The sequence below is a fragment of the Flavobacterium psychrophilum genome (assembly GCA_001708385.1).
Lineage (GTDB): Bacteria > Bacteroidota > Bacteroidia > Flavobacteriales > Flavobacteriaceae > Flavobacterium > Flavobacterium psychrophilum_A.
In genome coordinates this window covers 486,545-509,921 of record CP012388.1, presented here as the reverse complement: position 1 = coordinate 509,921, position 23,377 = coordinate 486,545, and the positions used below count along the sequence as shown (strand labels likewise).

Annotated in this window: 17 protein-coding genes and 3 pseudogenes; 1 reads left to right on the top strand and 19 read right to left on the bottom strand. The window is 33.9% G+C overall.

The features are described from left to right. Positions 1 to 158 precede the first annotated feature (158 nt). Complete coding sequence (locus tag ALW18_02300; GenBank protein ID AOE51455.1) at positions 159 to 767, bottom strand: hypothetical protein; 609 nt, start codon at positions 765 to 767, stop codon at positions 159 to 161. 94 nt (positions 768 to 861) lie between these two features. Between ALW18_02300 and ALW18_02295 the strand changes: the two genes are divergently transcribed. Then, positions 862 to 1,746, top strand: coding sequence for a hypothetical protein (locus tag ALW18_02295; protein AOE51454.1), 885 nt, complete (start codon positions 862 to 864; stop codon positions 1,744 to 1,746). Positions 1,747 to 1,756: 10 nt separating this feature from the next. Here the strand turns inward: ALW18_02295 and ALW18_02290 are convergent, their stop codons facing one another. The 18 genes and pseudogenes from ALW18_02290 to ALW18_02205 form a co-directional block, all read right to left on the bottom strand. Continuing rightward, positions 1,757 to 2,920, bottom strand: coding sequence for a hypothetical protein (locus ALW18_02290; GenBank protein AOE51453.1), 1,164 nt, complete (start codon positions 2,918 to 2,920; stop codon positions 1,757 to 1,759). A gap of 26 nt (positions 2,921 to 2,946) precedes the next feature. Further along, complete coding sequence (locus tag ALW18_02285; GenBank protein AOE51452.1) at positions 2,947 to 3,534, bottom strand: hypothetical protein; 588 nt, start codon at positions 3,532 to 3,534, stop codon at positions 2,947 to 2,949. A 379-nt stretch (positions 3,535 to 3,913) separates the two neighbouring features. Then, positions 3,914 to 4,987, bottom strand: a pseudogene (locus tag ALW18_02280) (hypothetical protein). After that, positions 4,987 to 6,444 (bottom strand): DNA primase, encoded by a 1,458-nt coding sequence (locus ALW18_02275; GenBank protein ID AOE54278.1) that lies wholly within the window; start codon positions 6,442 to 6,444, stop codon positions 4,987 to 4,989. The pseudogene ALW18_02280 and the gene ALW18_02275 overlap by 1 nt, the downstream one beginning before the upstream one ends. Positions 6,445 to 6,598: 154 nt before the next feature. Then, a complete protein-coding gene (locus ALW18_02270; GenBank protein AOE51451.1) occupies positions 6,599 to 6,952 on the bottom strand; it encodes an excisionase in 354 nt (117 codons plus the stop codon). Positions 6,953 to 7,055: 103 nt separating this feature from the next. Further along, the gene (locus ALW18_02265) at positions 7,056 to 8,762 is read right to left on the bottom strand and encodes a hypothetical protein (GenBank protein ID AOE51450.1); all 1,707 of its coding nucleotides are present in this window, start codon (positions 8,760 to 8,762) and stop codon (positions 7,056 to 7,058) included. Positions 8,763 to 8,812: 50 nt separating this feature from the next. Then, entirely contained in the window at positions 8,813 to 9,460 is a 648-nt protein-coding gene (locus ALW18_02260; protein ID AOE51449.1) for a hypothetical protein, read from the bottom strand. A 10-nt stretch (positions 9,461 to 9,470) separates the two neighbouring features. Continuing rightward, positions 9,471 to 10,118, bottom strand: a complete 648-nt coding sequence (locus ALW18_02255; GenBank protein ID AOE51448.1) for a hypothetical protein — start codon at positions 10,116 to 10,118, stop codon at positions 9,471 to 9,473. A gap of 34 nt (positions 10,119 to 10,152) precedes the next feature. After that, the gene (locus tag ALW18_02250; GenBank protein ID AOE51447.1) at positions 10,153 to 12,984 is read right to left on the bottom strand and encodes a deoxyribonuclease HsdR; all 2,832 of its coding nucleotides are present in this window, start codon (positions 12,982 to 12,984) and stop codon (positions 10,153 to 10,155) included. After that, a complete protein-coding gene (locus ALW18_02245) occupies positions 12,984 to 14,234 on the bottom strand; it encodes a hypothetical protein (GenBank protein AOE51446.1) in 1,251 nt (416 codons plus the stop codon). The genes ALW18_02250 and ALW18_02245 overlap by 1 nt, the downstream gene beginning before the upstream one ends. Before the next feature lie 74 nt (positions 14,235 to 14,308). Continuing rightward, positions 14,309 to 15,388, bottom strand: a complete 1,080-nt coding sequence (locus ALW18_02240) for a hypothetical protein (GenBank protein ID AOE51445.1) — start codon at positions 15,386 to 15,388, stop codon at positions 14,309 to 14,311. Positions 15,389 to 15,423: 35 nt separating this feature from the next. Beyond that, entirely contained in the window at positions 15,424 to 15,918 is a 495-nt protein-coding gene (locus ALW18_02235; protein AOE51444.1) for a hypothetical protein, read from the bottom strand. 31 nt (positions 15,919 to 15,949) lie between these two features. Then, positions 15,950 to 17,002 carry a hypothetical protein gene (locus tag ALW18_02230; GenBank protein ID AOE51443.1) on the bottom strand — a complete coding sequence of 351 codons (1,053 nt, stop codon included), beginning with the start codon at positions 17,000 to 17,002 and terminating at the stop codon, positions 15,950 to 15,952. A 10-nt stretch (positions 17,003 to 17,012) separates the two neighbouring features. Beyond that, positions 17,013 to 17,957 (bottom strand): annotated as a pseudogene (locus ALW18_02225) (hypothetical protein). A 239-nt stretch (positions 17,958 to 18,196) separates the two neighbouring features. Further along, positions 18,197 to 19,760 (bottom strand): annotated as a pseudogene (locus ALW18_02220) (restriction endonuclease subunit M). A gap of 18 nt (positions 19,761 to 19,778) precedes the next feature. Next, entirely contained in the window at positions 19,779 to 20,918 is a 1,140-nt protein-coding gene (locus tag ALW18_02215; protein ID AOE51442.1) for an integrase, read from the bottom strand. 59 nt (positions 20,919 to 20,977) lie between these two features. Next, on the bottom strand, positions 20,978 to 21,529 hold the full coding sequence (locus tag ALW18_02210) for a hypothetical protein (protein AOE51441.1): 552 nt from the start codon (positions 21,527 to 21,529) through the stop codon (positions 20,978 to 20,980). A gap of 250 nt (positions 21,530 to 21,779) precedes the next feature. After that, positions 21,780 to 23,177: a tRNA modification GTPase MnmE gene (locus ALW18_02205; GenBank protein AOE51440.1), complete on the bottom strand. Its 1,398-nt coding sequence runs from the start codon at positions 23,175 to 23,177 to the stop codon at positions 21,780 to 21,782. Between the last annotated feature and the right edge of the window lie 200 nt (positions 23,178 to 23,377).

Below are 23,377 nucleotides of genomic sequence, written 5' to 3'. Positions count from 1 at the left end.
TGGTGAGTAGTGATTTAACGTGTTTTTTAGAAAGTCGTTTTGTGTTTTTTATACCTTCTTACTTCCCGATACAAAATCTAACTTTCCTTTATTTACAAGGGTTTAATTGTTACAAGGTACAAATAAGGTACAAATTGAATAAAAAGGGGTAAATGTTATTAATTGAAAAGTATGGACAAAATATAAAAGAAAACACTAAGAAAGAAAGTTACAATTTGATAATTAGTATTTCTCCATGTATTGATTCCTAAATTATGAGCTATATTTCTTAATTCATTAAAATTAGATTTTACTTCTTCTTTATTGTCGAGAATTTTATATGTTTTGCATTGTTCAAATGTAATTTTTGGATAGCCAATCATTACTTCAAAAGTTAGAAACAATTTTCGCACCTTGTTAAATTCTTTTGTAGTTCCTTCCGGCATTGGTAATCCTGAATGTTTCATAATGAGATGTCTTGTTCGATTAATATACCTTGTTATACGAAAACTGTACAAACGATTAATCGAAACAATCAGACCATAGTATATTGAAAGAAAAATAAAAAAGATAGAAATAGCCGTAAAGGTCAAATTCCAATCAAGATTGCAAATTGAAAAAGACGTTTTTTCTTTGAAAAAGTTCTCATAACTGAACGATAAGAAGCCTACACCTAAAGTTAATAGTAAACTATTAAAAAATGATAATTGAGAAAGGGAGTTATCTGTCCATCTAATTTCTCTTTCTCTATACTCATTAATTTTTGTTGTTATTTCTTCATCTGTCATTTCTTTGAAAGTTTTTAAATATCAATTATTTAAGTAATTTAGTTAAACAAATATATGATTATAATTTTTTTGTCGAATAAGAGAAGTAATTAGTATGATGACATATAACGAACTTTTGGAGTTAAGAGATAGATTAGCAAATAGCGAAATTTCACTAGAGAGCGCAAAAGCTGATTTCTGGAATGATTTCAAAGAAGGACAACGTTCCTGGCATACAAAAGACTGGAAAGAAAGAAGGTCTAAATTCATTAAAGAGAAATGCGAAATATGTAGTAGTAAAGATGTATTAACCCTTCAGCATCTTTCTCATCCAAGAAAGTTTTCTGAATACAAAAGACAAACGACTAGAGAGTATACAAATGAATATATCGGAGAAAACTCGATAGTTGATAAATCTGAGTTTAGTAATTATCTTCTAAAAAAGTATGATTATGAGCCAGTTCCTTTATGCCCTAATTGCAAAAACAAAAATCCTAATACAAGGGTTAGGAAAACTCCAAAATATTATTGCGCAGATTGTAAACATGAATTTGATGAAGCTATTTATAGAACGGTAGATGAGCTTATAACTATTTTTTATGAAAATGAAGATGCTTATGAAGTACGAGATAAATGCTTTGTATCTAAGGATAAATGGAGAAATAAGAATAACCTATCAAATGTTAGGTATTGGATGCAAAGAGAATGTGCAAAAGATAAAGACTCAGAAACGATTGAGAAAGAGGCTTTTTTAAAATATTTAGATGACAATATTAAGTATCTTTCATTTGAAGATACAATAACTGCTTGTCGAAAATGTGCCGGTAGTTTCGACTTATACAATATGGAATTATGTCCAAAATGTAAAGAAAATTACAAAGGCATTCAATACCAAACCTGTATTCAATGCTTACCCGAAGATAAGCGGAAAGCAGCATTAGAAATTATCGAATTTGGAAAAGAATGGCGAGAAATGCATAAAAGATTAGGAATCGATTAAATTAAAAATATTAAAGTAACTCTTCAAAGTAAGTAATATTTTTACCATTATCAGAAAATGGATAATCTTTGCTTCTTCGGTGATTTATAAAAGTGAGATTTTCATTTTTTTTTAAACTAGTGTTTATGTGTTCATCACAAAATGAATAACCGGAAACTAATAAATTTTCTGTTTTTGCAATTGTTTGTTCATATATATCAAACAACTGCTTATACATATTATCAGCACTAATTATTTCTGTTTTGTTTGTACCTGTAATAAATTTGGGTACTATATCGAAATTGTATTCTTGTAAAACTTCACCTGTTTCAGGATTAACTCTTTCTACACGATGCTTATCATAATAGTTTGTAGTCAAAAAATAATCATAAGCTCCGGTTCGTTGATAAACATTTACATTTTGTGTATGGTGGTCAAATCTGTATAAATCTAAACTACCATGCAACTTGTAAATTCTAATTTTCTTATCAAAGTTACCATTGTAGAATTCAATCGATTTGCCATTAGCATGTATTGGAGAATTATTTTTATTAAAGCCGCGACTATATTCCATTCCTGACATTCTTAAGAGCCTCTCTAATAAAATATCATGATTTAAAGTAAAAATATCAATTTCATCAAAACGTTTTAAATATTCAATAAAATCTGAATATGTTTCAAATATTGTTTCGTCAGAAATTTGAATATTAAGAATATCAGCAATTAAATAATTTATTATATCAGTTAATTTTTGATACTGTTTTTTAGTAAAGGCAAATATATAGCTGTCATAATAATCATTATAGCCTTCTAATTGGTCGTTTAAATGAGGCTTGTCAATTAATAATTCTGCTTTTCCTTTTTCAAAAACTTCTGTTAGTAGATTTTTATCTTTAGAAATGTCAATTACATACTGGTAAAAATCTTCGTAGTTATTTAATTCTTCTCTCTCATTAATATATTGTTTAACCAATTCATTTAGAACATATGAATAAGGTAGCCAGTCAAAATTTAAACGACCATTATTTAATGAAGCATCGTCTTTGTTATCTGCCCACATCCATTCACTTGACGAAAAGCACAATAATTTTTCTTTCAAATCTCTATTAAAATAACTGGCAATGGTGCTTGCCACAGGCATACCAGCATTAGCAGAAAAGCCAGCACCAAGTAGTACAGTGAGTTTTTTTGTCATCACTTATTTTTTAAGCAATTTACAAATTATGTGATAAACATCCTCTCAATATCATCTATCGTATAACTTTCACTTTTCTGTAATTCAGCTATTAGCTTCGCATATTTCTTTGTGGGTTTACCGGCATACGTTTTTTTAAGATGCTTTTTATATAGCTGCTCATAAAGTTTTTCCGCTTTGAAGTAAGAACCATAGAATTTATCCATGTCACGCCATTTTTTGCTTTGGATTTGACTTTCATACATAATCCCTTTAAAAGCATCGCGATGTAAAAAATAACCAATGATTGAATAAAGCTTGCGGCAGAGCTTGCCGGTATGTGGACAAACGAAAAACCATAATTCGCCTTTACCTAAATTACTGAGTTTGGTAATTAGAAACACCTTATAATTTCTAGGTTCATCCCTGTACTTGTAATCAAGTTCAATATAAGGTTGGTTTACGCTTGTGTTAATCGCGATAGAGATACTACCAACTGAGTTTCCATTAGTACTCCAGTTTACTGTACCTCGAATATGCTGTTCGGGGTTTAAATATCCCCATTCTTTTAATTTACTTATTTGTAACTGTAGAACATCGTCAAAGAGGGTGGGGAAGGTGCTTTGTTTTGGCATGATATTTAATTTTTATAACCTAAATTATTAAGGAACTTTGCTATTTGCGGTCAGCTGTTGTTATTACATAATGTTTCAATTCCTGTAACCTTTCAAGGTAAGGTCGGTATATAGTATTTCCGTTATTTGACTTAACTATGGAAAGGTGACTTTTAATCATCTTATCCATGTCGGAAATGATATAATGATTAGACTTTAATGGCAGCATTGGTGGTAAAGGTGGTTTAAAGAATTCTTCAAGGTCTTTTATTTCAGTATTCCAATCAGGCTTTTCTTTGGTTATAAAATCATTAATATCATCTTGCTCAAGGAACTGCTCAGATAGATAAAAAAAAGTTGTTTCTAAAGGTTCATTCTTTTCACTTTTTTCACTCGGTTCTATTATGGCTAACTCCTGTTCATTCTCAATTTTTAATTCTTTAACTCTAAAATTTCGCCAGTCTAATTTTATTAGAAAGTCTGCTATATCGCATCCATCATCGCGGTTGTCTTTCGGCGAAAACTGTTCAAGTAAATCAGAAAAAATAAATCGTGTTCCCGGAAGTTGTTTTTCAATAAACTCAGCTTTTCGTTTCCATTCTTTAAATGTTTCGCCATCTTTAGATAAGTCAGGAAAAACAAATACATCACGCCCTTTTAACTCTTTTAGTTTATCAAATGTGAAGCTACTTTTATTATACACAGCCAACCAAATAAAATTATTTTGGTTATTGGGTAATCCAAAATACAATGAGCCATATACAGCTGTTTTAGGAGCTTCAACTAATGCAATAGGGTTAAGTGGGTATCTCTTTAATAAATGTTCGCCGAAAAGGCAGCTAATGCGTTTGTCTTGTTTTATATATTTTGGCAACCAGTCCGGTTGTGGCAAATTGTTTTTGTTATGATGTTTTTCTATTATTGAATGCAAAAAGTCTGTACCTCTAGTATGATTGTTTTCGTCGAATTGCTTTACCTGAATTGCTCTCACGTTTCCATCAAAATCAATGAACGGAAAGGTTATAGCTCCAGCTCTATACCCATTGCTAACAGTACCTAAATAATACATTGATATAACCTTATTAATTTGCTCTTCTTCAAAAGGAAATGGAATGTTTTTGAGTAGGTTTTGTATGAAAATATTTTGTCCATAATTTTTAAGAGTTTGATTTAAAATCTCATTAGGGATATATACAGGAGCATCTGTTTTTTCTTGTTTTGCCCCACGTGCGTGCGCGTATTGTTTCTGCCTAGCCTCATTGTAATCTCGCTGCTCACTATCCTTATTAACATAGCCATCATTATAAGGGTTAATATGATACCCGCATTTGCTTTCACGGTCACAACGGCCATATTGTTTCGGGATATAATTCTGCTCTTCGGTATCCTGATAACGGACAAAGCTTTTCTTACCACAGCCCGGGCATAAATGCTTTTTACTGCCTTTCTCTAATTTGTAGATATAATGTTTCATTAGAAATTAGCTTTACTTTCAATATAAGCTACATTGCCAATATTGATGCGGTTTATGTATATTTCAATTGCAGACAATCTTTTAATGAAATTGCTTTTGTTGACAGGGATAAAACCATCTTCACTGCAAAAAGAGCGATACTCTTGGTACAGTTCTTTTATAAGCTTGTACTGGGCTGCACTTTTGATAAAACCATTTTCATCAACAAACATCTTTACACTATCTGATTGCGTTTTATATTGTTCAACAGCAACTTGCGCCGCATCACAATCAGAAAATCGTTTTTGTTCTAAAAGTCTGTTAAGTCCATCTAATACCCAGTTAAAGACACCTGATAATTCATTTTCGATAATTTTGGTATGGAGCTGCTTGTCCTGTTGTTCTGTTGGTATGGTTACATCAAAAGGTATTATTAGAAACCTTCTAAAGAACGCATTAGTTTGTTCTACATCTTTTGGTAATTCATTGCAGTTGAATATTAATTTTGCGTATTGTGATATTTGAAATGCACGGCCATAAGGATGTCGGGCTTCAACAGGTTCGCCGGATGTTAACTGTTTGAATATTGCAGCATCCAGCTTACCATTTATCTCACTAGCATAGTTTACCAGTTTATTAGCAATAGCAGCCCTAAAATAACCGTTATCATTGGTTAAGCTTTGCAATGAAAAATTACTCGTGTTTTCAGTACCTAGTAAAGCACTAACCACTTCAAAGAAAACCGATTTGCCATTTGCTCCAGTTCCATATAAGATTAGTGCCTTTTCTTCCTTTACTGCATTTGAGCCATTTTTTATAAACACATAACCCAGGTATTCGGCTAATACTTTTTGACGTTGTATATCGGGCAAGACGGTATTTAAGTACTTCTCAAACAGGGGTGCTTTGGCCTGTGGGTCATAATCAAAGGGGAGTTGATAGGTGATAAAATCATTGTGATTAAAAGGGCGTAATTGTAAATCATTCCCACTTATTTCAAATGTGCCATTTTGAAGATTAATAAGTACTTTACTGTTATCAGTTTTGGGGCTTGGTAAATAAGCGGTTGCAAGGAACTGTTTTAATAGGCTTTCCCTAAATTGGTAAAACCTCGCCGAAAATTTTGTTACACCCATTTTCTCAGCTGCCTCTCCTAAAAACTTTTGAAATACCGGTTCTTCGATAGCAGCCCAGTAGGTGCTATTATACAGGTAAATAAAATCATTGTTTTTACATAATCCCCATCGGTTACTTGTAGCAATAGAAATTAAATTTTCAATACTTAAAACCAATAAATGCTTATTGTTAATCTTGTGTTTATCAATTCGTTTACGTAAGTTATCTGCTTCTTCACTTTCAGGTTTTGTATTAACTAATTTTTCACGCAATTTTAAAATTTCAGGAAAAGCCAGTATATGAAAGTCCAGCTGCTCAATCTGCTCAATAAGCTCCTGTAAAATTTCATAATGAGGTAACACGTCCGGTTTCTTTGCTAGTAGTTTTACATGGTCTTTAAATGTTTCCGGATTGTTTAAGGGCTCAAATTGAGGGTTTAATTCAATACTTTTGCTTAACTTTTCATTATCTTTGGGTTGCGTTTTATTCAAAGAAATAAAGGAGGTATTGGTGGTTTTAGCCATTATAGCCTCCTTTCTTTTTTAGGTAGTTGGCAGCTTCAGCCTGTACCTCAGCATAGCTTTTTTTGCGGCCGGTCTTAAGATATTCCAGCAATTCAGTTTGACTAAAATAAAGGCGTTTTCCACGCTTCATTACTGGCAGTTCACCTTTGCTTACTTTCGTGTACATTGTAGCAACAGTAAGATTTAAGAATTCTGCTGCCTGCTGAATGTTTAAAAGCTGCTCGGGTTGGGAGATGGAAGTATTTAGCTGGCGGCTCTCCAGCAATAGTTGTTTTAGTTCGCTAACTTGTTGGGTTAGCATCGTTACCGCTTTGGGTAATTGTTCAAAGGTTAAAACCTGTTCCATTTTTGCAGTATTTTTGAATTATGTACTGCAATAGTAGGTGTGGGTTTTATGGGTAAAAAGGTGGGTTTTATGGGTTACCCTTTTTATTACTTTTTATTTGGATTTATCTTGTGATGGCTTTGTATAAATCTTTTTCTTTTTCAAAATGATTTAGCTTTCTGATAATATCAAAATACTCCGTTTCCTGATTTAGCTTATCCTTATTGCCAAGTTCCTTTAATATTCCGTGAAAAGCCTTCGCTAATCTAGTTTTACAGCCTCTTTTAAGCCTTATAGCCTCAACAGGTAATGTATATTCGATTTGCTCAAAATAAGCTGTTAAAAGGGATGTAAATGTCTTGTAATCATTTTCATTTTGAAATGAGTACTGCCAACCATTATTATCTATAGCTTCAATATGGCTTTTGATTAAAAGTAAAGTTTTGCTTTCTTCTGCATTGATAATACAAGTGGCATTCTTATTATTATCTTCTTCAGGATTGGTTAAAGACTTTTTATATTCTTGTATAAATTCGTAATAATTGCTTTGGGCATTGAATGTAACCTGATTGAAATGCGGACTTTCTAAATAGCTAATACTTGGCTTCGCTAAGTTTAGCGCATCAATGTATTGCAGTTTTCTTGCCTTAGATAAGAATGATGTTTGTTTCTTGAAATCAGTAAGATATTGCAAAGTCAAATTAAATGATGCTTCTGAAAAATAATTTCCCTTTTGCTCATACGTTGATGTTTTATAAGCATTGGGTTTAATAGGCTCTTCAGGCTTAATTTCGTCGAAAAGCTCTAACCAGTTGATAATTTCATCATTACTAATATTAGCTTTTGAATCCTCAATTTGTAGAGTATTTACAGGCATTGCTTTTAACTGAAGTGTTATTTCGTCAATGAATTTCTTTTCGTCAGAAAGCCATTCTTTTAATATTTTACGATAGCGTTGTTCTTCTGTAGCCGATTTATTAATATAGCCTTTGCTTAGCTTTAATTTACGTTTACTAAGAGTTAGTTCCAACCTAATCCGTTCGGGTTCGTTTAAAGCACCTTTGTTATATAAATAGTGGGTATTAAGCTGACTTATTATTGTATTTGTTAGTTCTATTAATGTATCTATAAGACTTCGCTTGGTATGTGGTTTAAAAATCGTTAACCCAGTATAACGGTTCGTTTTTCCTTCTCCACGTAAAAAAGGAATTGTCTTTTCAAACTGAGGTTTCAAATGAGTAAAAAAGCTTATTTCAAAGGGAAATATCTTTAGCCACTTTTGGTATGTTTCGTAAAGAACGTTGAAGTCTGTTTTTTCCTTTTGTTTTTTTTCTTCCGGGTTAAAGTATGTGTCTAAATATTGCTGTAACTTTTCCTGTTTACTAATATCTGAAATTATCTTATCGTTGTTGATGTTTGCAGAAACATAATCAATGTAGATATGTAGCCCTGCTGCCGGTTGGCCGAAACATTTTATATTGTACTCAAGATAGTCGGTTATATCTTCATACCAATCTTCATTATTTATACGGTTTTCAATCATTGTCATAGTGTAAGAACATTGATTGATTATACGCTCCGCTACACCATTGTAAATTGATTTTCTGAAGAAAGGTTTTGTTGCAAATTTCCGGTGTCCTTCACAGCAATTAGGAAACCTATCAAACCATTTTAAAGCCCTATTATATACAGTGGTATGAGTTTCACAGCAATAAGGGAATTGTTTCCCTGTTTCTTCATTTACAGAAAATTTAAACCCCTCAATAGGATGTGCCTCTTGTGGATGCAATATAATATTATCGGCATCTATTTCTATAAACGGTTTTTCCATATTTAGCAATGACTAACAAACATAACCCTAGTTATTATTTAATAAAATTATTATCGAGTAGAATTAGCATTTGAACGATTAGGTTGCGATGACGTTTGTACTTGAGGTTGTACTATAGGATTTTTTATTATTACACTGTCAGAAGTAGTTATTGTAGCTTTCTCAACAATAATTTCTGTTTTACTTTTTGACTTATCAGTTGATTTTGTTTTGTTTGGATTATTCTCTTTATAAAGATTTATGCTTACAAAAGCTCCAAATGAGAAGACTCCAATTAAGAATAAAGCCACAGCAATAGCTCTTATCCATTTTAGCCTATTTTTTATTTTATAAAACTCTTTATTAATATCATTCTTAATAGTCGTTGCCTGATTAATTGTTAAAGGCGTTGTTGGATTATATAAAGTATTGGCAATGATAAAATCATCAGTTATTTTCCATAATTTGTTACTGCCATTAACAGAAGATAAAAATGCATACATCATTACTCCAACAGCTGCTAAAATAAACAGCCATCCTAAAAATAATAAACATAGGCAGAGTGCACCTTCTATTTTTACAATATCCTTAATAAAGGTGATAGAAAATGCAAGTAATCCTGAAGCGATTAAAATAAAGTTTTTTTCAAAAGCATCTAAATCTCTTGATAGCGATGTATATAAACTATCCTTATATTTTTTTAGTTCCTCAACTTTCATATTATATGTTTTATAACCCTATTGGGTCGCCTTCATTTAAAAATTTGTTTGCATCCTTATCAATAATGCTTAGCCCCTCATTTATTTTAGTAATCAATAGCTTTCTTAATTCCGAAAGGCTACCGTTTTCTATTTTGGTTTTTGGTATTTTATAAATTATACCTAATCCAGCATTAATATTTAAAACTGAATAATTTTTATGATATATATTATTATTTAATTCATTGGTCTTATTACTACTTAGTTTTATTACTCCATCTTTTTTGAGTTGAGTAATCAATTTTCTTGCATCACTAACGTTATGTCGATGTAATAACTGTGTGTTTCCTCTCCAAAAATTAATGTAATCTTTTGGATTAATATCACTTTCAAACCAAATTAATCCTTTACCAAAAGCACTTGAAAAATGAAAGTTTCCATGTACTGACAAATCTTTTGAAAGACGTTCAATTTTAGGATTTGTGGCATAAAAAGCACGGCTTTGACTTTGTGTATCTCCAAAATATAAAGTTAATTCATAATGATTGCTTTTATCGATTAAACCTATCATATTTATTTCAGCAAAAGGAACTTGTATGTAATAGCCCCAGTTATTATGCCATTTTACTAAGCTCTTGTCTTTTACAATTGATTTAAGTATTTGTTCTACTCTATTCATACTTATGTTAGTTGGTTAAATTTAAAAAACTCATTTACATCCCATCTATAAAGGTTTCTACAAAATCTACAATTTTATCTAGCACCCGCTGCGTAACAGTGGCACGGTCTTTAAGTCCGGGGCGTTCGTTCATTACTTCAATAATATCTTCCCTTAGAGGGGCTTTTTGCGTAAACAGGTATCGGCCTACCAAAACCTGCAATCTGTCAAAGCTGAGGTTCTCATTTGTAGCCAAATGTTCAATAGCTCTGAGCTTTTCTAAATTCCAATAACTTTCAAATTCATCTGTAAGGTTAGAGGTGTCCTCAATATTTGGCAGGTTTTGAAGTATGAACTTTTCAATAAGTTCTTTCTTGCTCCTTAGCTGAATATCTGAAGCCATAATGTCACTGATAACCTTTTCCTGCTTTTCGCGTTCGGCTTTACTGGTTGTTTCTTTGAGTTTAACCAATAGGTTAAGGATATATACCACATTGATTTCATCGCGGTGAATTAATTCCAGCTCAAAATCAATATCATTTAGTATAGATACTTTTTCCTTTTCATTCTTAACTGTATCCCTAATGTCAAGATATTTGCTTTTGTAGTCTTCAAAATCCTGCTCAGTGATAGGCAAATCATCAAAGGTAAATTCTGTAAAAGTGTTTAGAACGTTCTTAATACGCATTAGTTCCCTGAATGCGGTAACAAATTCTAGTACCTGCTCTTCGCTTGGTAAGTTATTAATGCTGTCAACCGTTGGGGCTATTGCTAAAAGCTTTTCTACGGCTTTCTCAAAACTATCCACATAGTTCTCATATGGCTTAAGTAATATTACTTCAACAGCATCTTTATTTGCAAAAAGCTCTATGGCTTTATCTGTGGCTTCTTTTAGATTACGGAAACAAACTACATTACCCTGTGATTTAACTTCGTTTAAAATACGGTTAGTACGCGAATACGCCTGTATAAGCCCGTGGTATTTCAGGTTTTTATCTACATAAATGGTGTTAAGTATTTTGCTGTCAAACCCGGTAAGGAACATATTTACCACAAGCAATATATCTACCTGTTTGGCTTTTACGCGTTTTGCAATGTCGTTGTAATACTGGTAAAATTCATTAGTACTATAGTTGGTACTGAACATACCGTTATAATCGGCTATGTAGCTTTCTAACTTTTCACGCGGGTGTATGCCGTAACGTGTTTCGGGTTCGCCTAAAAATGAAAGACTTTCTTCTTCTACAAAGCCATTTGCATCGCTATCATCTATATCGGGATTCGCCTCATAAGAAAATATGGTCGCAATCTTTAAATTGTGTTTGCCTTCATCTTTTTTCTTTTTTAGCAGGTCGTAATAGCGGGTAAGCGAATTTACATCCTGAACACAAAATATCGACGTAAATGCCCTGTTATGCGTTTTGCGGCTGTGGTTGGCTATTATATAATCGGCAACAGCATTAAGCCGCTCTGGGGCTTCCATAACCTCAGCGCGGTCAATGTCATCTACGTTAATATCTTCAACACCTTCTTTTCCTTTAAAGGTGCTTATATATTCAATGCTAAACTTCAGTACATTTTGGTCACGAATGGCATCGGTAATAACATACTTGTGAAGGCAGTCTTCAAAAAGGTCTTTGGTCGTGCGTTTACCGTGGTCATTCTTAGCGGCGTTTGGTGCAAATATTGGTGTACCGGTAAACCCGAACATCTGAGCATTGGTGAAATACTCTTTAATACGCTTATGGGTATCGCCAAACTGGCTACGGTGGCATTCGTCGAAAATAAACACTATGCGCTTATCCTTCAGCTTATCCATATGGGTTAAATGACGTTCTTTAAGTACCGCTGTGTTTAGTTTTTGTATGGTTGTAACTATAAGCTTGGTATCATTACCAAATTGCTTTACCAGTGCGCTTGTATTTGTCGTACCATCTACACTGCCATCGCTAAAGGAGTTAAACTCTTTTATGGTTTGATAGTCCAGGTCTTTGCGGTCTACAACAAATACTACTTTATGTACCTCATCGAGGTTAGTGAGTATTTGGCTGGCTTTAAAAGAGGTAAGTGTTTTACCTGAGCCGGTGGTATGCCATATATAACCAAATTTAGTAGTCGTCTTTACACGCTCTACAATAGCCTCTACAGCATAGTACTGATAGGGGCGCAAGGCCATTAATATCTTAGCCGACTCATTAAGTACAATGTACTTGGTTATCATTTTACTGAGTTGGCACGGCTCTAAGAATACATTGGCGAAATCCTGCAGCTGGGTAATTTTGCTATTGTCAGGATTTGCCCAAAAGAAAGTTTGCTTAAAGCTGCGTTGGTTTAGCGGTGCATTAGCATAATACTTAGTATTTACCCCGTTGCTGATAACAAACAGCTGCACGTAGCCAAACAACCCGCTACCACTGTGGTAACTTTGTCCTTCATAACGCCCTGTTTGGTTAAAAGCTTCCTTAAGCTCTAAGCCACGGCGTTTAAGTTCTACCTGAACCAATGGGAGGCCGTTAACCAGTATGGTAACATCATAACGGTTTTTATACATACCATCCATCGTGATTTGGTGTGTAACCTGATACTGGTTTTGACACCACTGAAGTTGGTTTACCAGTTCGATATAACCCGTATTACCATCGTCTTTAGTATAGGCAACCTTATTGCGCAGAGTTTTGGCCTTTTCAAAAATATTGCCTTTAGCAAGGTGGTTTAATACCTGCTTAAACTCGTAATCTGATAGGGTAGTAGCATTATGTTTTTCCAGCTGGGTTTTAAGGTTAGCTATAAGTTCGGCTTCATCTTTAATGATTACCTTTTTATATCCTAAGTCTACAAGCTGGTTTACTAAGTTTTCTTCTAATATGTATTCCGGTTGTTTGGTCATTATTTATATTTTCTAAATGCTTGGATAAACTGATAAATGCCGTAGCCTACAAACGTTTTCCCTAAAAAATCTAAAACGTAAAATCTTTTTGAAAGCGTGATGTCTTCTCCTAGATAGTCAAATTTATGGATAGGGTTCAAAAATTCCATATAATATCTAAAACTCTCATTAAAAGCCCATTCTTTATAGTCTAATGTAAAAGAAAATAAATCTAATGATATTAATGAAAAATAGAAGAAAAACAATCCAAATCCTAAGATGAATAAGAATGCTCTGCCATAAGAATTTCCATGGTTATTAGATAACCAATTAAAAAACAAATTTGCTCTGTCCAAAAAAATGGATGCGCTAAAAGTTTCATGTTTTAATTCATGTGAAAGAATGTCTTTTTCTATTGCTTTAAATTTTAATGATTCTGCTAAATTTTTCTGAGATTCGAGATTGTCTTTGAGGATTCTGAACGTTTCTCTTTTATTTTTTACCGGTATGTTGGCAGTTTCTGAAACGAAGGTTTCATATTGTTCTTCTGTAGACGTGATTGTAGTTTTATAATCGTTTAGATTAAAATCGAACAGACCTAATTTACCAGTAATTATTGCCAAAGACAAATCTAATCCCTTTTGCATTTTTGCACCTCGAAGCAGTAATAGCTTATCGATTAATGAATATGTGAAAAGAACATTTTCTTTAAATATTACTGCAGAAAATACTACAATATTTTTAAAATCTGTTTTATAGAATATGGTTTTGTTGTAGAATGTACATCGCCAAAAGTCAGCAAGTTCATTAAATGTAGTATTCCTGAAGTTTACATTGCCTTTAAAATGACAAGTTCTGAAACGAATTTTGCCTTTGAAGATAGTGTCTTGAGCATTTACTTCATATCCTTCTTTAAAATTACAGTTAGCAAATGTTAATATCCCATCATAGTCATTAAAAATAATATTCTCATCAAAATTACAATTTTCGAAAGTGATATCTTTATGGTCAAAATTTATATTGACTTCTTTTGTAAAAACGCAATTATTAATTTTGAAGTTATAATTTTTCCATACCCGTGTTAATTTGGCAGCCTTTAAAGCATTTTTAGCCTCTTTACTTAGTGGAAATTTAAAATCATAATTAATTAGATATCTATTCTCACTATTCCCCGCTACAATCAATGCAAATTCCGAATTGTTTTTTTCTATGGTTATTAAACTTTCCATATATGAAAGGAATTCCCGTTCATTATTAATAGGTATGTCCATTATATTTCTTTTAAATCTCCTAATAAATTTATAGTTTAAAATTCTCTATGACAGGTAATTTTACCTGTTTTAATTTACTGTGATAATTTTACCTTCTTTATCCTCACCTCATCACCGTCAATATTGAAAACAAAATACTCTTTATTGTTGTCGAGTAAATGAACATTGCCAAAGTGCAATTGCCTGTGATGATTAGCGCAAACTGTCATTAGATTAGCTACTCCTAATACACCTGAATTTAATGTTGATACCGGTTCAACGTGGTGGGTTTCAATATACGGTTCTCCATTGCTTTTTGTGAAGGAATTTGTAGGCATTCCTAATGCCTCGCATACCGAACATTTATAATTGCAATGCTTCTTGATTTTAGTTGAAATTGCGCCCCGCTCTATATATGATGATACTCTTTGCTTAACACCCGGCAGCTGGTTTTTCATTTTCTTTTCCAGTTTTGCAATTTCTGATAGTGTATCGGCTGAGGTGTCGCCTATTAATTCGGTATAATCTAAAACGTCAAATTCCTCTTTGTCTAATCCTACGATGTGAGGGAAATTTTGAACAAACGTTTTTAGCTTAACATTGTTGGGGTTTAAGCCTAAAGCCAGCTTTATAAAATTATATACATTATCTGAGTTGAGGTAATTAAAGCCCTGAAGGCCAATTTTTCTGTCGTCAGGTAAAAGATTATGTTTAATTACAAATTCATTGTCTATTATGATAGGTTTATCAAAGTAAATGATGTTTTCAGGATAGGCCATAATATTGCCTTCGCTGTATTTTTTATACAAAGGGTGCTTTGCTGTTCTGTCAAATATCTCACCAATTTCAGGTTTACCATAAAAGCCTATTATTGATTTACGGTTGGAGTTTTTATAGTCGGAACTGAAAAAGAAAACAATCTGAATATTTCTTGTTTTGTTTTCACTCGGTTGTTTTCTGAACATAGGAGTATAGCCTATGTAATAGCCATCATCTTCTATAGGTAAAATGTCATGCCCAAAGTTCAGGCTTTCGTGCATATGGGCATTTTCCTTTACATACTCATATTTTGAAGTCCTTAAGTCTTCTTTAGATGGCTCTGCTGCCCATTTATTACTATTCCATGCTATGGAAGCCAGTATTCCATAATTTATAATTGTGGTTTCGTCTTGCATTGCATTGGTTTTGGTTGGTTGTGCTGCAAATAAGTCTACTCCTCAAAAGTAGGTATACTATTACGTTTTCCTACAGAATTCAATAAATTTTTTATTCCCTGTTCTTTATCCAGTTTGGTGTATTTATGAATAAGGTAACTTTCTACTTCCAGCCTCCCAAAGGCAAGAGGCTTACAGGCCACAGAAATATTACTGTTGCAATAGGAGGTAAGCAGGGTTTCTAATTCGAGGGAGTAGGTACGCTCTTCTTTTAATATAACTGCATTGGGCTGCAATCTTTTACCTAACTTCTTCCTAAATGAATGGTTATAAGTACGGCCTATTTCGCCCATACGCTTATAAAGATTGGCTGTTTCACCTATGTATACCAATACATCTTTAGCAAAAATGAAATATACGCCAGCTTTTTTATCTACTGTATTACTCCAGCGATTACTAAAATCTATCTTATGGCGTGGAGCAGCTAAAAGCTCTTTTTCAAAAGCTTCAATAAATGTTTTTACTTGTTGGTTGGAAAATTCCAGTATCATAGATGTTTTTTTGAATTGAATACTTACATTTCTACACCAAAGTTTTTATAAAACTATTTATTTTTTCTGCTAATTGTTCTGTTATTCGTTTTCTTTCTCTCAGACTTGGCTCATATAACATTAATTCAAAAACGTCATTCCTCGACACCTCTCTTTTTGTATTAATTATATTTTCTGCAAGTTCTCGAAGTTCCTCGGCTCTTACAAGCTCTTCTTCGGAAAATTGATTTATTGCTTCGATTTGTTCCTCTGAAAGTATTGAATACTCAGGTTGGGAGTCTGTTGCTGTTGGATGAGCTTTATCTGAAATAACAAAGGTTTCATTATCAAAATCTGAGTTTGTATCTATTTCATCATCTAATTGACTTAATGTTAAAAATTCATCATTATACCTATTATAGTATATGTCTTTATCATGCATAAATAATATTTTACTAAAACGTTCATTGACTATTGGGAAATCCTTTATTGACTCATCTAGCCATTTGTTATATTCCTCCAAGTCTGGGTAATCATCTTTAATCTGTAAAGTTCTTTCACTAACGTTTTCAAGAATATTGTAGATTAGATATGAGCAAATTCCATCAGTTATTGATACAATTGAATTGGCAAAGTATACCGAGCTTTCGATATTTTTTGGATATGAACGTCCATGACATAAATCTCCTCTATCTCCTCTAACTCTATTTATTTGTTGTAATGTATCATTAATATTGTTATAAATTTTCTTTTTTGAAGAATCTATAATCGTTCTTAAACGCACTTCATTAGCAATCAAACTGTATAGACCAAAATAGAGCTTAGATTCAAATGCCTCTTGAAACACATGATTAAAGGCGGTAAGTGATAACGTCGGTAATTTATGGTTGCAATCTTTAATTAATTTTTTATCCGCATTGTATTCATCGCTTAAAAGTTCTAAGGCCTTTTTACATAGACCTTCAATTAATGATTTACAAACTTCTATAGCAATATCCGGATGGAATTCAATATTATCTTCAATGTTATTTATCAGAAGATAGTATCCCTCAATTCCTTCAATTTGATTTAAAGACTCGTTTATGGCTTGTTTGGTTAGTTTCATCATTACATTTTTACACAAACATTTGCTGTAACAGCCCTTTTTTAAACGCTTTGGCTTTATCTACTTGTGCGCTTACTGCATTAATTTTATTATCTATAACCGTAAGGAAATCAGCTATTTTTATTTGTTCTGAATGGCAAGGCAAATTAACAGGCATTTTATTGAACATTGGCAGCCTAAGAGATTTTACTGTTGAGCCTACAGCCTGAGAATAGAAATAGTTTTTATGATAATCAATAACGAAATAGATAAACTTTCCGACACTCTTATGAAAGTTCATTATAGCATAAGTCCTTTGGTGTAAATCGAATTTTCCAATAAAATATTTAGGTTTAAATTGTTGACCTTCACCAGCAACAATTATTGCCTCACCATCAAAAAGGTAAATGTTACTTGTTCTTATGTCTTCTGACCTATCGAAGAAAGTATATTCACCATCTAAATTAGAGTCTTCTCTGTTAGAACTTCCGGTTGTTGTGTAAGCAATCTCTCCCAATTCCTTTTCTTCCCATTCCGGAAAATCCTTACCCTCATCATCCTTAAACCTTATCTCCTGATTAAACAGCTTTTGCATCATTCCTTTCTTATATTGCTCCAGCAAGACTTTCTTTTGCTGTAGCTGCTCCAGCTTTATATCCGTGGCTGATAAGAATGAAGCTATTTTTTGTTGCTCGGGTAAAGTGGGGTGCTTAATAATAAATTTATTTATTTCTTTGACTGTTAATTGAGGTTGGGCACTTCCAAAGGCAATTTCGTTTATATTGTTTACTAAATTTGGAGTATAAAAATATATATATTGATAACTAGGGCTAATACTTTCGTTAGTTCTTATTAATACCATTCCTGAATTTATTCTTAGATTTTCATAAGAAATGCTTTTATCATAGTATGCAATATTACCTATTGAGCCTCTTGTTGTTAACACAACATCGTGTCTTTTTAATTTCCCTTTTCTAAGTTTTGCATCTTTTTCAGCACTTATAAACATTTTTTCATTGAAAGAAAATCCATTCTTTGTAACATTTTTAGCATTTAAAAATAAGCAATAACCTTCTTGTAAAAAATCAGAAGAATTTGGATAATTTTTTCCCCTATCACCATCGATTATATCTGCAATATCCCCTAATTTCTTTTCTTCCCACTCACCGCTAAATTCCGGGAAGCGCAATTGTGGTATGTTGTGCTTTTCCATATTTAAAACGGTGTTGGTATGTTCAATTCTTTACAATAAGCCTCTATTTGTGTATCGGTTATGGTCATGCTTTTTTCCAGTTCGTGCAGTTGGGTAGCAATGGCAGCAATGTCAATCTGTTCTTCTTCTTCAAAGGTATTTACATAGCGCGGTATGTTCAAGTTATAGTCGTTAGCAGCTACCTCTTCTATAGTGGCAACGTAGCTGTACTTTTCTATACTTTCGCGGTTGCGGTAGGTCGTCAGTATTTTACCAATATCGTTGGGGGTAAGACGGTTTTGGTTACCCACTTTATCAAACCCCCTGTGAGGCATCTATAAACAGTATGTTTTCAGGTTGGGTACGGCATTTACTTAATACCAGTATACAGGTAGGTATCCCTGTGCCATAAAATATATTGGCCGGTAAGCCTATAACGGCATCTAAGTAATTTAGCTTTTTAATAAGGTATTCGCGTATAACGCCCTCTGCTGCCCCCCTAAATAGTACGCCGTGAGGCAATACGCAAGCCATAGTACCGTTATCAGCCAATTGGTATACCATGTGTTGCACAAAGGCAAAATCGGCTTTACTACTCGGTGCAAGTCTGCCATACTGGCTAAAACGCTCATCGGTTTCGTTCAGTGGGTTTTCTTTGCCTTTCCATTTAGCACTAAAGGGCGGGTTGGCTACAATGGCCTCAAAACGTTTGTCGGTATGGTGTGGGTTTTCCAGTGTATCATCCTGCCTAACGTCAAAACGGCTAAAATGCACATCGTGCAAAATCATGTTCATACGGGCAAGGTTATAGGTGGTACGGTTAAGTTCCTGCCCATAAAACTCCTCTACATCGGCCTCACGGGCTACGCGTAACAATAGCGAGCCACTGCCACAGGTTGGGTCATACACGCTGCGCAGTCTTGCTTTTCCGGCAGTAACAATACCTGCCAACACTTTACTAACTTGCTGTGGTGTATAAAATTCACCCGCCTTTTTTCCCGCGCCGCTGGCAAACTGTGCTATAAGGTACTCGTAAGCATCGCCTAGTACATCGCTGTTGGCATCATGCAGTTCAAAGTCAATCTTAGCAAGGTGCGAAAGTATTTTACTTATCAGTTTATTACGGGCTTCAACGGTGCGCCCCAGTTTAGTACTGTTCAGGTCAAGGTCTTCAAACAGCTTGTTAAATTCGTCTTCGCTGTCCGTACCCATAGTGCTTTGCTCTATGCTGTTCAGTATGCCTTTAAGGTCTTCCAGTATGAAGTCGCTTTCGTGTTCGGTATTGGCATTACCTTTTTTAGCAATAGCATCAAAAAGCTCTTCCGGTTTCAGGTAATAGCCCAGGTGCAATAAAGACTCCTCCCTAATAGCTGCAAGGTCATCAGTATCCGTTACCAGCGTATAGTCTTTAATGGCTTCGGTTTCCAGTAGCCTGTTAGCAAAAAGCAATTGCTTCTCACTTAAGTATTTATAAAATATAAAGCCTAGTATGTAGTCTCTAAATTCATCGGCATCCATTTTGCCGCGCAGTTCGTTTGCTATGTTCCATAACTGCGCTTCCAGCAGCTTTTTTTGTTCTTCGCTCATTTGGTTATTGGGAATGTATTATAAATCTAATATTATTCTATTAGTAGTTTCACGCTTAGCTTCATCAACAATTTTAGCGTAAATCTGTGTTGTTTTTAAATCTTTATGTCCAAGCATTTTGCTTACGGTGTAAATGTCTGTACCATTGTACAATTGTAGAGTGGCGTAAGTATGCCTAAAACTATGGAAAGTAATATCTTTAGTTATTCCGGCTGCACCAATCCATTGAAAAAGGTGTTTATTTTGGTAGGCCGAATATTTTAAACCATCAAATACCTGTGCTTCCTTTGCGCCCGGCTCTCCTAATAAATTATAAGCCTGTTCCGAGATAGGTAATACCTCAATACCTTTGGTTTTCTGCTGGCTAAAGTTTAGGAAGTAACCCTGTCCGGTGACAAATTCAAGTTCGCTCCATTTCATTTTCTTTATATCTGAATGTCGTAAACCTGTAAGAGCAGAAAACAAAGCGGCACGTTTAAGCAAGTCGTTATTGCAAGGTGTTTTAACCAGCCTGTTAAGCTCATCTAAAGTAAGGAAAACACGGCGGGTTTCTTCTGCTTTTATAGGTACTACTTTAGCGTTGAGGTCAGTTTGTAGTAAGCCATCTTTATAGGCTTGGCGCAAAGCAGCTTTAACTTTATTGAAATAGGCTACAGCAGAGTTTTGTGATAGAGTTGTCTTATCGCTGCGGCTACTTTTTACAGATAACAGGAACTCTTTAAAATCTTCAAGGATTCTTTCGTTGAGGTCGGCAAATTTAAGCTTAGCGTTAAACTTATTAAGGTATTTTAATGCAGCTGCCCAATTATCGGTATTTGTGCCGGTACGTTTATCGGCAAGTTTTTCAAAATACTCAAGGAAATTCCTTTCTCCGTTTTCTTTTATACGTAATTGCTCTTTTTCGTATTGGCTGTAAATCTCAGGCTTATTAAAGAAGTTTTCTCTTTGTTGGCGTATACTTTCGGCAATTTTCAACTGGTCAGTATTGTGCTGTTTATCAATTGGGTTTTTTGGTGTGTCAAATATATACATACCTAAAAACTCCCTGCGTGTAATTTCTCCCGTTTCAGGATTAGGTACGCCCGGGTAAAAATCAAGGTATAGGCTTTTACGCCCCTTAGTTATGTTTTTTTGTCTTAGTGTTACTTTAATTGCCATTGCGTTTTCTCCGTTTGTGAAAATAGTGAATTTTGTGAAGTGGAAAAAGAAACTTTCTTTTAAGTTAATAGTTCATTTATTAAGACTTTGGAGACATAAGTATATTTACCCCTTTTTGTTTTAGGAATGCTATTCTTTTTGATAAGTAACTGTAAGCCAGTTTGAGAAATGCCAAATTTGTTCTGAACTTCATTAATAGAATAATGTTCGTCAATTAAAAATTCAGTAGGCTGGGGGAGTGTTATCTCTTTTTTTGGTTTTTCTAATACACTGTTGAGGTCAGTTCTTGTTATCCGGGTCATTCTTTCGGCGAGGTTAACACCTTTTATAGTGCCATTATTTACCAATCTATAAGCAGTGCGCAAAGAACACCCTAATAATATTGATACATCGCGAACGGTTAAAAACTCCTTTGATTTTACATCTTCAATATCCCGGTTTGTAATTTTTAGGGTTTCGTTGTTGCTGGTTTCAATCTTTTCATCCTTTACCTTTTGTTTATAATGTCTGCTATTGCATTTATGAGAGCAGTACTTGGTAGCGGTAGTGCGAGCCGTAAACTCACTACCACAAAATTGACAGATACGCTGTATTTTGATATTTGTACTCATTGGTTAAGAAGTAATAAATATGCTTTAAATATTATTATGAAGTATTAAGTGTATTTAAGTGCCATTATTTTGCCAAATATACTCTAAAATTTGTACCTCAAAACAAAAGGTACAAATAAGGTACAAATAAAATAAAAAAATGCATATATCATCACAAAGTGACCCTGTAGTGTATAAATATAAAAACCCTGGATTTTACAAGGGTTTTAGTGGTTTATTATATGTTTGGTATATTGATGTTTTGTATTGGTTACTTTCCGATACAGAAATTGGCAAAAATATTACCTAACAATTCGTCGTTTGTAACCTGCCCTGTGATTTCACCAAAATAAAATAATGCCTGACGAATATCTATAGCCATAAGATCGGCTGAAATACCCGACTGAATTCCGAACTGAACTTTCTGAATTTCTTCCAGTGCTTTTAATAGCGAATCATAATGACGGGTATTGGTCACAATAGTTTCATTATTGCGAAGAGCACCTGTATTAACAAAAGACAACAACTTGTCTTTTAATTCTTCAACACCAATATTTTCTTTAGCAGATATTAAAAGAAGCTCGGGTAAAGTAGTAAGTATTTCTGCTTTTTGATTATCAGTTAACTTGTCTGCTTTGTTTCCTATAATAACTAATGGCTTTAAAGGAAATTGGTTTTTTATCCTTTCGACTTCAATTCGTAAATGTTCAAGCTGTATACTATCTGTTGTTAGCTGATGGCCATCTACTAAGTAAACAACAACCTGCGCCTGTTCTATTTTTTCGAATGTTTTCTTAATACCAATACTTTCTACCACATCTTTAGTTTCGCGTATTCCTGCGGTATCTATAAACCTAAATCCGATACCGTTAATAACCAATTCATCTTCAATAGTGTCGCGAGTTGTTCCAGCAATATCAGATACTATGGCCCGCTCTTCATTTAGAAGCGAATTAAGTAGGGTAGATTTACCTACGTTAGGTTCTCCCACAATAGCGACAGGTATACCATTCTTTATTACATTGCCTACGGCAAAAGAGTCTATAAGACGTTTTAGTACAAAATTTATACGATCTAAAAGGTCGGTAAACTGAGAACGGTCGGCAAACTCTACGTCTTCTTCTGCAAAATCCAGTTCAAGCTCTATTAAAGAGGCAAAGTTTAATAACTCTTCACGTAGCTTGGCAATTTCATTTGAGAACCCACCGCGCATTTGCTGCATAGCTATTTGGTGAGAAGCTTCGTTGTCAGATGCTATCAGGTCGGCTACAGCTTCTGCCTGAGATAGGTCGAGTTTACCGTTAAGGAAAGCTCGCAAGGTAAACTCTCCTGCATTTGCCATACGGCATCCTTTACGAAGCAATAACTGTATTATTTGCTGCTGTATATAGGTCGAGCCGTGACAAGATATTTCTATCGTGTTTTCTCCTGTATAAGAATTAGGCCCTTTAAATATCGATAGCAATACCTGATCGTAGGTTTTATTGTCGTCTGTTATATGGCCTAAATGTATAGTATGTGTTTTTTGGCGGTTAATATCTTTACCGCTAATAGAGGTGAAAACTTGTGAAGCAATAGTTATGGCATCATCGCCGGACAATCGAATTATGGCGATTGCCCCTGATCCTGAAGGGGTAGCAAGGGCAACTATGGTATCCTGTGGTATCATTTTTTAACCTTTTTGGCAAAGATAAACCTATTTACCTCACTAAATATTCGCTTTACCTCTATTTTTATTTTATATAAAATTAGCAATATATCTTTGCTTCATCAAATTAAGGGTTATGGAACAGAATGTATTTTACACGGTTAGCATAGATCTTTTACTTTTTTATAAAGGAACATGCAAAGAAGACGTTAAATGTGTTT

What these genes read in the sequence shown, in the direction of transcription:
- ALW18_02300 (AOE51455.1), bottom strand. Translation starts at nt 767, where the DNA reads ATGACAGATGAAGAAATAACAACAAAAATTAATGAGTATAGAGAAAGA.
- ALW18_02295 (AOE51454.1), top strand. Translation starts at nt 862, where the DNA reads ATGATGACATATAACGAACTTTTGGAGTTAAGAGATAGATTAGCAAAT.
- ALW18_02290 (AOE51453.1), bottom strand. Translation starts at nt 2,920, where the DNA reads ATGACAAAAAAACTCACTGTACTACTTGGTGCTGGCTTTTCTGCTAAT.
- ALW18_02285 (AOE51452.1), bottom strand. Translation starts at nt 3,534, where the DNA reads ATGCCAAAACAAAGCACCTTCCCCACCCTCTTTGACGATGTTCTACAG.
- ALW18_02270 (AOE51451.1), bottom strand. Translation starts at nt 6,952, where the DNA reads ATGGAACAGGTTTTAACCTTTGAACAATTACCCAAAGCGGTAACGATG.
- ALW18_02265 (AOE51450.1), bottom strand. Translation starts at nt 8,762, where the DNA reads ATGGAAAAACCGTTTATAGAAATAGATGCCGATAATATTATATTGCAT.
- ALW18_02260 (AOE51449.1), bottom strand. Translation starts at nt 9,460, where the DNA reads ATGAAAGTTGAGGAACTAAAAAAATATAAGGATAGTTTATATACATCG.
- ALW18_02255 (AOE51448.1), bottom strand. Translation starts at nt 10,118, where the DNA reads ATGAATAGAGTAGAACAAATACTTAAATCAATTGTAAAAGACAAGAGC.
- ALW18_02250 (AOE51447.1), bottom strand. Translation starts at nt 12,984, where the DNA reads ATGACCAAACAACCGGAATACATATTAGAAGAAAACTTAGTAAACCAG.
- ALW18_02245 (AOE51446.1), bottom strand. Translation starts at nt 14,234, where the DNA reads ATGGACATACCTATTAATAATGAACGGGAATTCCTTTCATATATGGAA.
- ALW18_02240 (AOE51445.1), bottom strand. Translation starts at nt 15,388, where the DNA reads ATGCAAGACGAAACCACAATTATAAATTATGGAATACTGGCTTCCATA.
- ALW18_02235 (AOE51444.1), bottom strand. Translation starts at nt 15,918, where the DNA reads ATGATACTGGAATTTTCCAACCAACAAGTAAAAACATTTATTGAAGCT.
- ALW18_02230 (AOE51443.1), bottom strand. Translation starts at nt 17,002, where the DNA reads ATGAAACTAACCAAACAAGCCATAAACGAGTCTTTAAATCAAATTGAA.
- ALW18_02215 (AOE51442.1), bottom strand. Translation starts at nt 20,918, where the DNA reads ATGGCAATTAAAGTAACACTAAGACAAAAAAACATAACTAAGGGGCGT.
- ALW18_02210 (AOE51441.1), bottom strand. Translation starts at nt 21,529, where the DNA reads ATGAGTACAAATATCAAAATACAGCGTATCTGTCAATTTTGTGGTAGT.
- ALW18_02205 (AOE51440.1), bottom strand. Translation starts at nt 23,177, where the DNA reads ATGATACCACAGGATACCATAGTTGCCCTTGCTACCCCTTCAGGATCA.